The organism is Roseateles sp. FW305-36, from assembly GCF_058787015.1.
On record NZ_JBYSZK010000013.1, the window covers coordinates 125,629 to 139,465 of the forward strand.

14 protein-coding genes are annotated in these 13,837 nt (G+C 68.0%); 4 read left to right on the top strand and 10 right to left on the bottom strand.

What is annotated here, in order from left to right; genetic code table 11:
• Window positions 1–8: 8 nt before the first annotated feature.
• The 8 genes from fabF to AC3WOE_RS22135 all read right to left on the bottom strand — a co-directional run bounded on the left by fabF (window position 9) and on the right by AC3WOE_RS22135 (window position 6,462).
• Window positions 9–1,253: a beta-ketoacyl-ACP synthase II gene (gene fabF / locus AC3WOE_RS22100; protein WP_492693554.1), complete on the bottom strand. Its 1,245-nt coding sequence runs from the start codon at window positions 1,251–1,253 to the stop codon at window positions 9–11.
• A 37-nt stretch (window positions 1,254–1,290) separates the two neighbouring features.
• Window positions 1,291–1,530 (bottom strand): acyl carrier protein, encoded by a 240-nt coding sequence (gene acpP, locus AC3WOE_RS22105; protein ID WP_056204266.1) that lies wholly within the window; start codon window positions 1,528–1,530, stop codon window positions 1,291–1,293.
• 89 nt (window positions 1,531–1,619) lie between these two features.
• Window positions 1,620–2,363 (bottom strand): 3-oxoacyl-ACP reductase FabG, encoded by a 744-nt coding sequence (gene fabG, locus AC3WOE_RS22110; protein WP_492693555.1) that lies wholly within the window; start codon window positions 2,361–2,363, stop codon window positions 1,620–1,622.
• Between the two features lie 4 nt (window positions 2,364–2,367).
• Window positions 2,368–3,315: an ACP S-malonyltransferase gene (gene fabD / locus AC3WOE_RS22115; RefSeq protein WP_492693556.1), complete on the bottom strand. Its 948-nt coding sequence runs from the start codon at window positions 3,313–3,315 to the stop codon at window positions 2,368–2,370.
• 41 nt (window positions 3,316–3,356) lie between these two features.
• Window positions 3,357–4,355 carry a beta-ketoacyl-ACP synthase III gene (locus AC3WOE_RS22120; protein ID WP_492693557.1) on the bottom strand — a complete coding sequence of 333 codons (999 nt, stop codon included), beginning with the start codon at window positions 4,353–4,355 and terminating at the stop codon, window positions 3,357–3,359.
• On the bottom strand, window positions 4,352–5,449 hold the full coding sequence (gene plsX / locus AC3WOE_RS22125) for a phosphate acyltransferase PlsX (protein WP_492693558.1): 1,098 nt from the start codon (window positions 5,447–5,449) through the stop codon (window positions 4,352–4,354). The genes AC3WOE_RS22120 and plsX overlap by 4 nt, the downstream gene beginning before the upstream one ends.
• Before the next feature lie 111 nt (window positions 5,450–5,560).
• Entirely contained in the window at window positions 5,561–5,746 is a 186-nt protein-coding gene (gene rpmF / locus AC3WOE_RS22130) for a 50S ribosomal protein L32 (RefSeq protein ID WP_056876082.1), read from the bottom strand.
• Between the two features lie 161 nt (window positions 5,747–5,907).
• Entirely contained in the window at window positions 5,908–6,462 is a 555-nt protein-coding gene (locus AC3WOE_RS22135) for a YceD family protein (RefSeq protein ID WP_492693559.1), read from the bottom strand.
• A gap of 32 nt (window positions 6,463–6,494) precedes the next feature.
• Here AC3WOE_RS22135 and AC3WOE_RS22140 point away from each other — a divergent pair, with 32 nt between their 5' ends.
• Window positions 6,495–7,070 (top strand): Maf family nucleotide pyrophosphatase, encoded by a 576-nt coding sequence (locus AC3WOE_RS22140; RefSeq protein ID WP_492693560.1) that lies wholly within the window; start codon window positions 6,495–6,497, stop codon window positions 7,068–7,070.
• On the top strand, window positions 7,067–7,828 hold the full coding sequence (locus AC3WOE_RS22145) for an SAM-dependent methyltransferase (protein WP_492693561.1): 762 nt from the start codon (window positions 7,067–7,069) through the stop codon (window positions 7,826–7,828). Before AC3WOE_RS22140 ends, AC3WOE_RS22145 begins: the two co-directional genes overlap by 4 nt.
• Here the strand turns inward: AC3WOE_RS22145 and AC3WOE_RS22150 are convergent.
• Together AC3WOE_RS22150 and AC3WOE_RS22155 are read right to left on the bottom strand one after the other, a co-directional pair.
• Window positions 7,825–9,297 (bottom strand): DEAD/DEAH box helicase, encoded by a 1,473-nt coding sequence (locus tag AC3WOE_RS22150; RefSeq protein WP_492693562.1) that lies wholly within the window; start codon window positions 9,295–9,297, stop codon window positions 7,825–7,827. The two genes, AC3WOE_RS22145 and AC3WOE_RS22150, sit on opposite strands and share 4 nt — an antisense overlap.
• A 37-nt stretch (window positions 9,298–9,334) precedes the next feature.
• Window positions 9,335–10,465, bottom strand: a complete 1,131-nt coding sequence (locus tag AC3WOE_RS22155; RefSeq protein WP_492693563.1) for an MraY family glycosyltransferase — start codon at window positions 10,463–10,465, stop codon at window positions 9,335–9,337.
• Between the two features lie 230 nt (window positions 10,466–10,695).
• Between AC3WOE_RS22155 and AC3WOE_RS22160 the strand changes: the two genes are divergently transcribed.
• Both AC3WOE_RS22160 and AC3WOE_RS22165 read left to right on the top strand, forming a co-directional pair.
• Window positions 10,696–12,687, top strand: a complete 1,992-nt coding sequence (locus AC3WOE_RS22160) for an SLBB domain-containing protein (protein ID WP_492693564.1) — start codon at window positions 10,696–10,698, stop codon at window positions 12,685–12,687.
• Between the two features lie 14 nt (window positions 12,688–12,701).
• Entirely contained in the window at window positions 12,702–13,832 is a 1,131-nt protein-coding gene (locus tag AC3WOE_RS22165) for a GNVR domain-containing protein (RefSeq protein WP_492693565.1), read from the top strand.
• Window positions 13,833–13,837 lie beyond the last annotated feature (5 nt).

The following is a 13,837-nucleotide window of genomic DNA, read 5'->3' on the forward strand; positions in this document are numbered from 1 at the left end:
CGGCGTCGTCAGACGCGCTTGAAGATCAGCGTGCCGTTGGTGCCGCCGAAGCCGAAGTTGTTCTTCGCCGCGACGTCGATCTTCATCGGCCGCGCCTCGTTGGCGCAGTAGTCCAGGTCGCACTCGGGGTCCTGGTTGAAGATGTTGATGGTCGGCGGGGCGACCTGGTCGCGGATGGCCAGGGCCGTGAACACCGACTCGATGCCGCCCGCGCCGCCCAGCAAGTGGCCGGTCATGGACTTGGTCGAGCTGATGACCATCTTCTTGGCGTGATCGCCAAAGGCCAGCTTGATCGCGTTGGTCTCGTTCACGTCACCCAGCGGCGTGGAGGTGCCGTGGGCGTTCATGTACTGGACCTGATCCGGGTTCATGCCCGCGTTGCGCAGCGCCGCGCGCATGGAGCGCTTGGGGCCGTCAACGTTGGGCGCGGTCATGTGGTACGCGTCCGCACCCATGCCGAAACCGGCCAGTTCGCAATAGATCTTGGCGCCGCGCCTCTTGGCGTGCTCGTACTCTTCGAGCACCAGCACGCCGGCACCCTCGCCCAGCACGAAGCCATCGCGGTCCTTGTCCCAGGGGCGGGACGCGGTCGCGGGGTCGTCGTTGCGGGTGGAGAGCGCCCGGGCCGCGGCAAAACCGCCGATGCCCAGCGGCGAGACCGCACCTTCGGCGCCGCCCGCGATCATCACGTCGGCGTCGCCGTACTCGATGAGGCGGCCAGCTTCGCCGATCGCGTGCAAGCCCGTGGTGCAGGCCGTCACGATCGCCAGGTTGGGTCCCTGGAAGCCGAAGTTGATGGAGACGTGGCCCGAGATCATGTTGATGATCGAGGCCGGGATGAAGAACGGCGAGATGCGGCGCGGACCGCGGTTCATCAGCTCGGTGTGGGTGTCTTCGATCAGCGGCAAGCCGCCGATGCCCGAACCCACGAGCACGCCGATGCGCTCGGCCTGATCTTCGGTCAGTTGATCTCCGGTGGGGATGCCGGAGTCACGCACCGCCTGGAAAGCCGCCGCCAACCCGTAATGGATGAAGCCATCCATGTGGCGGGCTTCCTTGGCGGGGATGTAGTCCTCGATGTTGAAGCCCTTGACCTCACCCGCGAAGTGACATGCCAGGTTGCTGGCATCGAAGCGGGTGACGGTGGCAATGCCGGAACGACCGGCGAGGATATTGGCCCAACCCTCGGCAACAGAGTTGCCGACGGGACTGATCAGGCCAAGACCGGTGACGACAACGCGACGACGGCTCATGCAGTGCGGATCAGAGTTGCGAGAGAGAAAAAGGCGCTCAGGCCTTCTGGTGCTTGACGGCGTAGTCGATCGCCAGCTGCACGGTGGTGATCTTCTCGGCTTCTTCGTCGGGGATCTCGATGCCGAACTCGTCTTCGAGGGCCATCACCAGTTCCACGGTGTCGAGAGAATCGGCGCCCAGGTCAGCAACGAAAGCCTTCTCGTTGGTGACGTCGGCTTCCGCCACGCCGAGTTGCTCGGCAATGATCTTCTTCACTCGTGCTTCGATATCGCTCATGAAACTCCTCCAGGAGAGGTTTGCAGAAAACAGCCCGGCATTCTACGGGCACTAGATGGACGCCCCTAATTCAAGGCGTCCGGCCAAAATCAGGCCATGTACATGCCGCCGTTGACGTGCAGCTCGGAACCCGTGATGTAAGCACCGCCAGGTGACGCCAGGAAGGCAACCGCCGCGGCGATTTCCTCGGGTGCGCCGAGGCGCCCCAGCGGGATCTGGGCCAGCAGCGCGGTCTTCTGGGCCTCGGGCAGGACCTCGGTCATGTCGGTGGCGATGAAGCCGGGGGCGATGCAATTGACCGTGATGTTGCGGCTGCCGAGTTCGCGGGCCAGCGAGCGCGTCAGGCCGGCCACGCCGGCCTTGGCGGCGGCGTAATTGGCCTGGCCGGCATTGCCGGAGGCGCCGACGACAGACGTGATGTTGATGATGCGGCCGGAGCGCTGCTTCATCATCGGCTTGGTGGCCGCGCGGGCCATGCGGAAGACGGCCTTGAGGTTGGTGTCCATCACGGCGTCCCAGTCCTCGTCCTTCATGCGCATGGACAGCATGTCGCGGGTGATGCCAGCGTTGTTGACGAGGACGTGCAGGCCGCCCTCCTTGGCGACGATGTCGTCCACGGCGGCCTGAGCGGCGGCACCGTCGGTCACGTTCAGCACGATGCCACGGCCGCCGTGGGCCGCCAGGGCCTCGGTGATGCCGGCGGCGCCGGATTCGGACGTCGCCGTGCCGACGACACGCCAGCCTTCGCTGGCCAGGGCCAGCGCGATGGCGCGGCCGATGCCGCGGCTGGCGCCGGTGACGAGGGCGACGCCCTTGGATGTGGATTCAGTCATGGATTCAGCCTCCGCCCAGCAGGGCACGAGCTTCGGCGAGCGAAGCGGGGTCGAAGACGCAGGCGGCCTGCAGCTCACCGTCGATGCGCTTGGCCATGCCGGTCAGCACCTTGCCGGGGCCGGCTTCGATGAGGTGGCCGACGCCGCGGGCCTTCAGGGCCTGCACGACCTCGACCCAGCGCACCGGGCCGAAGGCCTGACGGTAGAGGGCGTCGCGCAGCGCGACGTCGCTGTCGGTCACGGCCACGTCGATGTTGTTGATGACCGGGAAGGCGGCCGCCTGGAACTGCACGGTCGCCAGCTTTTCCTTCAGGCGCTCGGCCGCCGGCTTCATCAGGCTGGAATGGAAGGGTGCCGACACCGGCAGCGGCAAGGCGCGCTTGGCGCCCGCGGCTTTCAGGATCTCGGCGGCCTTCTCGGCACCGGCCTTGCTGCCGGCAATCACCGTCTGCTTGGGGTCATTGAAGTTGACGGCCTCGATGGCCTCGCCAGTCTCGGCGGCAGCTTGAGCGCAGCCGGCGCGGACGGCATCGCCGTCCAGGCCCAGGATGGCGTACATGGCGCCGGCACCGACGGGCACGGCCTCCTGCATGGCCTGGGCGCGGAAGCGCACCAGGGGCAGCGCGTCGGCCAGGCTCAGTGCGCCAGCGGCGACCAGGGCGGTGTACTCGCCCAGCGAATGACCGGCCGCGGCCACCGGCTTGGCGCCCGTCTCGGCCACGAAGGCACGCCAGCAGGCGATGCCGGCCGTCAGCATGACGGGCTGGGTGTTGGTCGTCAGGTCCAGTTGCTCCTTGGGGCCAGCATGGATCAGCGCGCCGATGTCCTCGCCGAGGGCGGCCGAGGCTTCTTCCAGGGTGCGGCGGACTTCCAGGTGATCGCCCCAGGCGTCGAGCATGCCGACGGCCTGCGAGCCTTGGCCGGGAAAGACAACGGCAAAAGGTGCAGTCATGAGATCAGTTCCAGTTGATGCGTCGGCGCAGCCGGCGCCGCTCAATACTTGAGCAGCGCGGCGCCCCAGGTGAAGCCGCCGCCGACGCCCTCCAGCATGAGGGTGTCGCCGCGCTGGATGCGGCCGCTGCGCACGGCGACGTCCAGGGCCAGCGGCACGGAAGCGGCCGAGGTGTTGCCATGCTCGTCGACGGTGGCGATGAGCTTGTTCAGGTCCAGCTTCAGCTTCTTGGCCGTGCCCTGCATGATGCGGATATTGGCCTGATGGGGAATCAGCCAGTCCAGGTCGGCATCCGTCATGCCGGCCTTGTCGAGCACCGAGCGGGCGACCTTTTCGAGCACGCCGACGGCGAGCTTGAACACAGCCTGGCCGTCCATCTTCAGAAAGGGGCTGCCGAGGACCTGGCCGCCGGCCACCGTGCCGGGCGTGCAGAGGACGTCGACATGGCGCGAATCGGCGTGCAACTCGGTCGCGAGGATGCCGGGCTCTTGGCTCGCACCCAGCACCACGGCGCCAGCGCCATCGCCGAACAGCACGCAGGTGGTGCGGTCCTTGAAGTCGAGGATGCGCGAGAACACTTCGGCGCCGACGACCAGGGCCTTGTTGGCCGCGCCGCTCTTGATCATGGAGTCGGCCACGCTGAGCGCGTAGACGAAGCCCGAGCAGACGGCCTGCACGTCGAAGGCGGCGCAGCCGTGCACGCCCAGCTTCTTTTGCAGCAGGCAGGCGGTGGACGGGAAGACCATGTCCGGCGTGGACGTGGCAACGATGATGAGGTCGATCTCTTCAGCCGCCATGCCGGCGGCTTCCAGCGCGGCTTGGGCGGCAGGAAAGGCCAGGTCGCTGGAGGTTTGATCGGGCGCCGCGAAATGCCGGGCGCGGATGCCGGTGCGCTCGACGATCCAGTCGTCGGACGTCTCGACACCGTCGGCCGCGAGGCGGTCGGCCAGATCCTGGTTGGTCACGCGATCGGCCGGCAGGAAGCTGCCGGTGCCGAGGATGCGGGAATAGCGAGGGGTAGAGGTTCCAGTGGGGCTCATGCGGCCTTCGCGACGGAGTTCGCCGCGTTGTCTCCTGCATCGCCTGCCTTGACCTGAAGCGTGGCGACGATGCGGTCGTGGACCCGGTCAAGCAGCCGGTTGCGGGCGGCATCATAAGCGCGGGCCAAAGCCTGCTCGAAGGCGAAGGCATCGGCCGAGCCATGGCTCTTGAAGACCAGGCCACGCAGGCCCAGCAGGGCCGCGCCGTTGAAGCGGCGGTGGTCGACGCGGTCCTTGAAGGCCTTCAGCACGGGCAGCGCGATCAGCCCCGCGATCTTGGTCAGCCAGTTGCGGCTGAACTCTTCCTTGATGAAGCCACCCATCATGGTGGCCAGTCCTTCGGAGGTCTTGAGCATGACGTTGCCGACGAAGCCGTCGCAGACCACGATGTCCGTCGTGCCCTTGTAGATGTCATTGCCTTCGACATTGCCGAAAAAGTTCAATTGGCCCGCCGTGCCAGCGGCGCGCAGCAACTCGGCGGCCTGCTTGATGGTCTCGCTGCCCTTGATGGCTTCTTCGCCGATATTGAGCAGGCCGACGCTGGGCTCTTCATTGCCTTCGACGGCGGACACAAGCGCGCTGCCCATGACTGCAAACTGCAGCAGGTGCTCGGCCGTGCAGTCGACGTTGGCGCCGAGGTCCAGCACCGTCGTGAAGCGGCCGCGCTGGTTGGGCATGACGGTGGCGATGGCGGGACGGTCGATGCCGTCCAGCGTCTTCAGCAGATAGCGGGCCACGGCCATCAGGGCGCCGGTATTTCCGGCCGACACGCAGGCATGGGCCAGGGCCGGGTTGCCTTCGCGGTCGGCCTTGAGCTGCTGGATGGCGACGCGCATGGACGAGTCGCGCTTGCGGCGCAGGGCAACTTCGACCGAATCCTCCATCGTGACGACCTCGCTGGCCGCGACGACGCGGCAACGCGGCCAGGCCGCGGCGGCGCTCAGCGCCTCGGGCCTGCCGACGAGGATGAGTTCGGCAGCGGGGTGCTTTTCGAGGAAGGCGCGGCAGGCCGGCAGCGTGACCGAGGGGCCGTGGTCGCCGCCCATGCAGTCGACGGACAGGCGGATCGGTTCGGGCAGGGGAGCGGCGGTCATTTCAGTGGTTTTCGTGAGCCACAAAGACCAAACCCGGCCCTGCGCGGTACGCAGGCCGGGTCGGCAGATTCATCCATGGTTCGGCGCCGCGCCAGGCGGCACCCGGCACCATCAGGCCGCGTCGGCCTTGCTCTTCAGCACCTTGCGACCACGGTAGAAACCGGTCGGGCTGATGTGGTGACGCAGATGCACTTCGCCGGTCGTCGGCTCGATGGCCGTGCCCGGGGTCACCAGGGCATTGTGGGAACGGTGCATGCCGCGCTTGGAAGGCGACTTCTTGTTTTGCTGAACAGCCATGAAATTCTCCAGAATCTGCGGGGTTTCGGGACGCGACCCCGAGGAGTGAGAACAAGGCTCGAACTCCAGGCCGCAGAAAAGCCCATGAGTGTAGCACCGGATGCGGATTTCGCCAAACCGGCCTATCGAAAGGTGCGAACAAGGCGGTGTGAGCCATGAAGTCAGGCGCTGCCGCCCCGCTTCAGGGCCGCGAGCTTGGCGAAGGGATGGGGACGCTCTTCTTCTTCGGGCTCGGCTTCGTCGTCTGCGTGGGCCAGGGGCTCGGGGCAGACCTCGTGGCGCGGCACCAGCGGCATGGCCAGCAGCAGTTCGTCCTCGATCAGCTCGCGAGCGTCGAGGTGGCGCGGCAGGGCCAGCACGTCGTCGTCGCTGTCGGCGTCCAGTTCTGCAGCCTCGGCCTCGGTATCAACGAAACGGATCCAGCGGTCGATGTCCAGATGCTCCTCAACAGGCTTGAGGCAGCGCTGACAGGTCAGCGCGACCTGGGCCTCGGCGGTGACCTGCAGCCACGTCTGGGCCTTGCCGCCGCGGGGCCGGCGCACTTCGGCGTGCAGGCTCCAGCCCACCGCCGGCCAGTCCTTGGCGGGCGAGTCCGGCGCCGCGGAATCGGCCAGGCGCTCCAGCGAGCTTGCCGGCCATTCGCCCTCCAGACTGGCCCCGTCATGGGCAAAGGCGGCGAGGTCGAGCTTTTCGGGAACAAAGGCGCGCGGTTTCATGGGCTGAAGTTTAGGCGGGGGACAATGACCCGATGCCTTCACTGATCCTCGCCTCGACGTCGCGCTACCGACAGGAACTGCTGGCCCGGCTGCGACTGCCTTTCGAGGCGGTGGCGCCCGAAGTCGACGAGACCGCTCTGCCTGGCGAGGCGCCCGCTGCGCTGGCCGAAAGGCTGGCCCTGGCCAAGGCGCGCGTGGTCGCCGCACGATTCCCCGGCGCCATCGTCATCGGCTCCGACCAGGTCGCCGACCTCGGCGGCGAGGCCATCGGCAAGCCGGGCACGCACGAAGCTGCCACCGCCCAGTTGCGCCGCATGAGCGGGCGTGAGGTCGTGTTCCAGACCGCGGTGGCTGTCGTGGCGCCGGGCCTGGCGGCCATCGAGCGTGCCGAAGTGCGCGTGAGACTGCGCGAGCTGAGCGACGCCGCCATCGAGACCTATCTGCGCGCCGACGAACCCTATGACTGCGCCGGCAGCGCCAAGGTCGAGAGCCTGGGCATTGCCCTGCTGGAAGCGGTCGAATCCGACGATCCGACCGCATTGATCGGCCTGCCCTTGATCCGCACCTGCAGTCTGCTGCGTCGCGCCGGCCTGGAGCCTCTGGCATGACCAAGGGCCGATTGATCCTGATGCCCAACACGCTGGATTTCGGCGTCGACGATTCGCTGGATTTGCGCGAGGTGCTGCCCCAGCGCGTCATCGAGCAGGCGGCCCGGCTCACACATTGGGCGGCCGAAAACGCCAAGACGACACGAGCCCTGCTGAAGCGCGTGGACGCGGTCGCACCGCTGACCCAGCCGCTGCAGTCGCTGCAGATCGCGGAACTGCCCCGCCCGCCCAAGGGCGGCAAGCCCGCCGGCGACGATTCAGTCGCATGGCGCGCTCTGCTGCAACCGGCACTGGATGGCCATGACCTGGGCCTGATCTCGGAAGCAGGCCTGCCCGCCGTCGCCGACCCGGGCGCGCGGCTGGTGGCTGCGGCGCATGACGCCGGGGTCGAAGTTGTGCCGCTGTCTGGGCCGAGCTCCCTGTTGCTGGCCCTGGCCGCCAGCGGCCTGAACGGTCAGAGCTTCGCCTTTATCGGGTATTTGCCAGTGGAAGCTGGCGGGCGCACCGCCCGCATCCGCGAGCTGGAGGCGCTGTCCGCCAAGGCCCAGCAGACCCAGTTGCTGATCGAGACACCCTACCGCAACGAGGCGCTGCGCCAGGCCTTGCTGGCGGCATTGAAGCCCGGCACCCGGCTGTCGATCAGCGTCGGCCTGACCTTGCCCGGTGGCTGGACACAGACCGCCACGGTGGCCGATTGGCGAGCCAACCGCACCACCCTGCCCGACCGCATCCCTGCGGTCTTCGCCATCCTGGCTTAGGACTCGGCCGGGGCCGGCTTCTTGGCGCCGAACAACGCGGCGACCTGCTTCTTGGGCTTGATATAGCTGGACAGGCCCTTGGCGGGGGCGGCCGTCTTGGCTTTCTCCCAGGCGGGCGGCTCCTGGCCACCGGCATTGGCCTCGTAGGGCTTGTCGAAGAAGGGATCCTTGGGCGGCGCCGGCGGGCGGAAGGCGGCGCGCGGCGCGGGTCGGCTGCTGCTGCCCTCGTCCTCTTCCGGGCGCCGACGCTCTCGTTCGCGCTCGAAGCGCGGCGGCCGGCTGTCCTGCAACTCGAAGGGGTCGAGGTCGATCTTGCGCTTGATCAGCTTCTCGATGTCGGCCATCAGGCGCGCATCGGACTTGGTGACCAGGGTGATGGCCAGGCCCGAGGCGCCGGCACGGCCGGTGCGGCCGATGCGGTGGACATAGTCTTCCGCGTTAAACGGCACGTCGAAGTTGAAGACGGCCGGCAGGTCGGCGATGTCCAGGCCTCGCGCGGCGACGTCCGTCGCCACCAGCAGGTCCACCTCGCCGCGCTTGAAGGCGTCCAGCGACTTCAGGCGCTCGTCCTGGGACTTGTCGCCATGCAGGGCGGCCGTGCGCAGGCCGTCGCGCTCGAAGGAGCGGGCCAGGCGGGCCACACCCAGCTTGGAATTGCCGAAGACGATGGCCTGGCGGATGGCGCGTTCCTTAAGGATCTGCTTCACGACGGCGCGCTTGTCGTCGTCGGTGACGCTGATGAAACGCTGCTCGACGGTGGAGGCGGTCTGGTTGGGACGCGCCGTCTCGACCAGGATGGGATCCTGCAGATAGCTCTGCGCCAGGCGCTTGATCTCGGGCGAGAAGGTGGCCGAGAACAGCAGGGTCTGGCGAGCCTTGGGCAGGTAGCTCAGGATGCGCTGCAGGTCGGGCAGGAAGCCGATGTCCAGCATGCGGTCAGCTTCGTCCAGCACGACGTACTCGACCTGGTTGAGGACGCAGTTCTTGGCCTCGATATGGTCCAGCAGCCGGCCCGGCGTGGCGATCAGCACCTCGACGCCGGCCTTCAGCGCGGCCGTCTGCGGCTTCATGTCGACGCCACCGAAGACGACGACCGAGCGCAGGTTGGTGTGCTTGGCGTACTTCTTGACGTTCTCGGCGACCTGGTCGGCCAGCTCGCGCGTGGGCGCCAGCACCAGGGCGCGCACCGGATGGCGGGCCGGCGAGACGCTGGGGTTCTCGTGCTTCAGCATGCGCTGCAGCAGCGGGATGGAGAAGGCGGCCGTCTTGCCCGTGCCGGTCTGGGCGGCGCCCATGACATCGCGGCCCTCCAGGACGATGGGGATCGCCTTGGCCTGGATGGGCGTCATCGTCAGATAGCCGGAATCGGCCACCGCGCGCAGCAGTTTCGCGTCGAGAGGAAGGGTGTCGAAGCGGGCAGGCGCCGCCTCAACGGGCGCCGCGGCTGCGGACTCGGGGGTTTCTTGCATCCGGTGATTATCCCGGATAGCAAAAAAACCGTTCCGACTACTCCGGCCGGGCCACCCGCGGCGGCGATTCGGACCGCGTGTTGAGCACCATCCAGCGCGGCGTGCGGAAGCGGACGATGCGCCAGTAAAGCAGCACGTAGAAGACGACGAACAGGCCCAGGATGATCTGCAGCATGACGGTGTCGTCCCACCAGATCGTGGCCGGCACGACCGAAAGGCTGCACAGCACCCAGAGATAGGGCGCGGTCAGCGCGTTGCGGCGGGTCAGCACGGCGGCGTCGCGGCTGCCGATGGCCCAGCGCATCAGGCGGCGGTAGATGAGGCTGTGCAGGTGGATGCCGTCGGGCATGCCGACCGGACGGCCGCGCACGACCTTGCGGCGGTACATGGAGAACACCGTCTCCCAGACCGGGTAGGCGCACAGCAGCAGCGGGAACATCGGCGAGACCTCGGGATTGCGCACCAGCAGCAGGATGGCGAGTTCCGACAGGATGAAGCCGAGGAAATAGGCCCCGCCATCGCCCAGGAAGATCAGGCCGAAGGGGTAGTTCCACATGAAGAAGCCCAGCACCGCGCCGATGACGGCAATGGCCATGGCCGCAATGAACTGGTCGCCCGCCTGCAGGGCGACATAGGCCAGGCCCGCCAGCATGATGGCCGCGCACATCGAGGCCAGGCCGTTCATGCCGTCGATGATGTTGATGGAATTGGCGACGCCGCTGACGACGAGCAGGGCCAGCACATAGCCGCCGACCACCGTGGAGGCGATCAGGTCCAGGCCCGGGATGGCGGTTTCCTTGATCTGGGCGCCCAGCAGCCAGGCGCCGAGGGCGGCGGCCAGCAGCGTGGCCAGCATGCGGCGCAGCGGGCTGACGCGCTTGGTCAGGTCCTCGATGACGCCGGAGACGAAGGCCGGCACGCTGCAGGCCAGCAACAGGGCTGCCATGCTGCGCATGGCCGGATAACGCCAGGCCAGCAAGGCCGTGCCCACGGAGAAGCCGCCGAAGATGGCCAGGCCGCCGATGCGCGGCACCGGACGCGAGTGGAATTTCTGCGGGCCGGACAGGTCGTCGTCCGCCGACAGAGCGCCGTGCAGGTGCGAGGAACGGATGATGAGCAGCGTCACGGCTGCCGCAATGGCGAAACTCAGGGCGAGGATGGGGAGCATGCGGTTTCGCGGGTCATGGGCGGGAAGCCGGTGTGTCGGTCCATGGGTCGACCCGAGGCCCCAAGTGTAGCCAGTGGTCCTCACAGGCCGCGGCCCCGCCTAGGCGCTGGCTAGAATCCGCGCCGCCTTGGCCGGTCTCGACTTGCGAGACGGAGACAAGCAGTCAATCCATACGAGCCTCGTCAATGAATATCAGTGCGCCCAGGGACCGAACACAGTTTTTGACTGGGATGCTCCGCGGGACGGCCGCGCTGACCCTGGCCGCGAGCCTGGTCCTGCCGGGCCTGGCGACGGCGGCGGACGATAACAACGACCCCAATGCGGTCGGCCCGGTGCGCCTGCTGGTGCCCAACCGCCAGGGCACGAACAGCAGCGCCGACATGCAGCAGGCCGCGCCGCTGACGCCTTCGCAGCGCGAGACGGTGCTCCAGCAGCAACAGCAGATGCTGCTGCAACTGCAGATGCTGCTGCAGCCCATTCCCGGCCAGCCCCTGACCCGGGAGCAGCTCGCCGCCCGCGCCGCTCAGCAGACCGAGTTCGAGCGCTACGTGCAGCGCGCCGTGGGCGACGACATCGAGATTCGGCGCTTCGGTGCCGAGCTGATGACGCCGAACCTGCCCCAGCCCTATGAATTGCAGCAGCCCCAGCAGCAGCAACAGCAGCAGCGCTCGGGCATGGCGGCCATGGGCGAGACCTCGAGCCAGATCCCGTCGGACTATGTGATCAGCGTCGGCGACGAAGTGCTCGTCACGATCTGGGGCGCGGTCGAGGGCGACCTGCGCCTGACCGTCGACCGCGCCGGCCGCATCAACATCCCGCGCGTCGGCCCGGTGCTGGTGGCCGGCGTGCGCTACGCCGACCTGAACTCGACCCTGGAACAGCGCGTCGGCCAGGTGTTCCGCAACTACAAGCTCAGCGCCGCCCTGGGCAAGCTGCGCGGCATCCGCGTCTATGTCACGGGCTTCACCCAGCGCCCCGGCGCTTACACGGTCAGCAGCCTGTCGACCATCGTCAACGCGATGATCCAGGCCGGCGGCCCGTCGGCCTCCGGGAGCTTTCGCAACCTGGAACTGCGCCGCGGCGGCAAGCTCGTCGGCAGCTTCGACCTGTACGACCTGCTGCTGCGCGGCGACCGCAGCGGCGACCGGCTGCTGCAGGCCGACGACGTCATTCACATCGGCCCCGTCGGACAGCAGGTGGCCCTGATCGGCAGCGTCAACCGCCAGGCCATCTTCGAGCTCAAGGCCGGCGAGACCGTCAATGACCTGATGCTGATGGGTGGCGGCCTGAGCGCCGCGGCCGAGCGTGGCCGCGTGGCCATCGAAAGCATGGAGAAGCGCAACGACGGCCGCGTCGCCGAGGTCAAGCTGCCGCAGCAGGGCAATACACCGCTGCAGGGTGGTGATGTCGTGCGAGCCTTCAACGCCCTCGACACCGTGCTGCCGCAATACAAGCAGAACAAGCGCGTTCGCGTGGACGGCGAGGTACAGCGGCCGGGTGAATACATCCTGCCGCCGAACAGCACGCTGGGCGACATCATCAAGGCCGCCGGCGGCCTGACGCCGGCCGCCTTCATCTACGGCTCCGAACTCAGCCGCGAAAGCGTGCGAGTCTCCCAGCAGGCCCAGTACGACCGGGCCCTGCGCGATCTCGAAGGCGAATTCGCCCGCGTCATGGTCAAGCCGCGCGCGACGACCACGCCCGACGACCCGACCACGCAGAGCAACCGCGGCCAGGCCTCGGGCCGCCTGATCGACCGCCTGCGCGCCGTCAAGCTGACCGGCCGGGTCGTGCTGCAGCTGGCGCCCACCGCCAGCAGCCTGCCGGAGCTGGCTGTCGAGGACGGCGATCGCCTGACCGTGCCGGCCCGTCCCACCACCGTGGGTGTGTTCGGCAGCGTCTTCAACACCGGCAGCTATGTCTTCAGCCAGGGCGCCAGCGTCGACGACATGCTGCGCCTGGCCGGTGGCCCCACGCGCGGTGCCGACGCCGGCAGCACCTTCGTCATCCGCGCCAACGGCAATGTCGTCAGCTCGCGCCAGCACAGCAGCGGCTGGTTCAGCTCGGGCACGGGCCTGTCGGCCGTCGCCGCCCAGCCGGGCGACACGATCTACGTGCCCGAAGACCTGACCAAGGTGACCTTCAGCCAGGAGGCGAAGGAGTGGACGCAGATCCTGTATCAGTTCGGCTTGGGTGCCGCGGCCCTGAAGTCCCTGAAGTGAAGAAGAACTCAGCAATGAACAGTTCCAGCACCGAAGCGCCGTCCAGCCTGGCCGCGCGGGATGTCATGGCGGCCTCCGACGACGGCTTCCCCATCGGCGCCGTCCTGGCCGCGCTGTGGCGCCGGCGCGTGATGATGATCGGACTGCCGCTGCTAGCCAGCGGCCTGGCCCTGGGCGGCAGCTATCTGGTGCAACCCACGTTCACCGCCCGTGTCAGCTTCCTGCCGCCGCAACAGCAGCAGGGCGCCGCCGCCGGCGCCCTCGCCTCCCTCGGCGCCCTGGCCGGCATCGCCTCGGTGGGTGCCCGCAATACGGGTGACCAGTACGTGGCCTTCGTCCAGAGCGCAACGGTGGCGGACAAGATGGTCGACCGCTTCAAGCTGATGGACCGCTACGAACGCGAGTTCCGGGTCGATGCCCGCAAGATCCTCACTGAGAACACCCGGGTGTCGATGGGCCGCAAGGACGGCGTCATCTCACTGGAAGTGGATGACCACGATCCCAAGACGGCGGCCGACATGGCCACGGCCTATATCGAGGAACTGCGCACGCTGACGGCCGGCCTCGCGCTGACCGAAGCCCAGGCGCGCCGGGCCTTCTTCGAGCGCCAGCTGCAGCAGGTGCGCGTCAAGCTGACCGAGGCCCAAAAGGCCCTGGCGGCCACCGGCGTCAACCTCGGCGCCCTGAAGGCCGAGCCCAAGGCGACGGCCGAGGGGATCGCCAAGCTCAAGGCCGAGCTGACAACCGCCGAAGTGAAGCTGCAGGTACTGCGCCGCGCCATGTCGGACAACGCCGCCGAGGTGATCGCGCAATCGGGCCTGGTGGCCGCCCTGCGCGCCGAGATGGCCAAGCAGGGGCGCGGCGAAGAGCCGACCGAGCAGGGCAGCTACATCACGGCCTATCGCGACTACAAGTACCAGGAAACGCTGTTCGACCAGATCGCACGCCAGTACGAGATCGCCCGCATCGACGAAAGCCGCGACGGCGGTCAACTGCAGGTCGTCGACCGGGCTGAAGTACCTGAGCGCAAGAGCAAGCCCAAGCGCAGCATCTTCATGCTGGTGGCCTTCGCAGTGACCTTCCTGCTGTGCGCCGGCTGGGTGACGGTGCGCGAGATCAAGGGTCAGGGTCGACCCGCCGCCTGAGCGGC

Bases quoted from the DNA above. Each gene is read 5' to 3' on its own strand.
- rpmF (WP_056876082.1), bottom strand. From the start codon at position 5,746: ATGGCTGTTCAGCAAAACAAGAAGTCGCCTTCCAAGCGCGGCATGCAC.
- acpP (WP_056204266.1), bottom strand. From the start codon at position 1,530: ATGAGCGATATCGAAGCACGAGTGAAGAAGATCATTGCCGAGCAACTC.
- AC3WOE_RS22155 (WP_492693563.1), bottom strand. From the start codon at position 10,465: ATGCTCCCCATCCTCGCCCTGAGTTTCGCCATTGCGGCAGCCGTGACG.
- AC3WOE_RS22140 (WP_492693560.1), top strand. From the start codon at position 6,495: ATGCCTTCACTGATCCTCGCCTCGACGTCGCGCTACCGACAGGAACTG.
- AC3WOE_RS22135 (WP_492693559.1), bottom strand. From the start codon at position 6,462: ATGAAACCGCGCGCCTTTGTTCCCGAAAAGCTCGACCTCGCCGCCTTT.
- fabD (WP_492693556.1), bottom strand. From the start codon at position 3,315: ATGACTGCACCTTTTGCCGTTGTCTTTCCCGGCCAAGGCTCGCAGGCC.
- fabF (WP_492693554.1), bottom strand. From the start codon at position 1,253: ATGAGCCGTCGTCGCGTTGTCGTCACCGGTCTTGGCCTGATCAGTCCC.
- AC3WOE_RS22120 (WP_492693557.1), bottom strand. From the start codon at position 4,355: ATGAGCCCCACTGGAACCTCTACCCCTCGCTATTCCCGCATCCTCGGC.
- fabG (WP_492693555.1), bottom strand. From the start codon at position 2,363: ATGACTGAATCCACATCCAAGGGCGTCGCCCTCGTCACCGGCGCCAGC.
- AC3WOE_RS22150 (WP_492693562.1), bottom strand. From the start codon at position 9,297: ATGCAAGAAACCCCCGAGTCCGCAGCCGCGGCGCCCGTTGAGGCGGCG.
- AC3WOE_RS22160 (WP_492693564.1), top strand. From the start codon at position 10,696: ATGCTCCGCGGGACGGCCGCGCTGACCCTGGCCGCGAGCCTGGTCCTG.
- AC3WOE_RS22165 (WP_492693565.1), top strand. From the start codon at position 12,702: ATGAACAGTTCCAGCACCGAAGCGCCGTCCAGCCTGGCCGCGCGGGAT.
- AC3WOE_RS22145 (WP_492693561.1), top strand. From the start codon at position 7,067: ATGACCAAGGGCCGATTGATCCTGATGCCCAACACGCTGGATTTCGGC.
- plsX (WP_492693558.1), bottom strand. From the start codon at position 5,449: ATGACCGCCGCTCCCCTGCCCGAACCGATCCGCCTGTCCGTCGACTGC.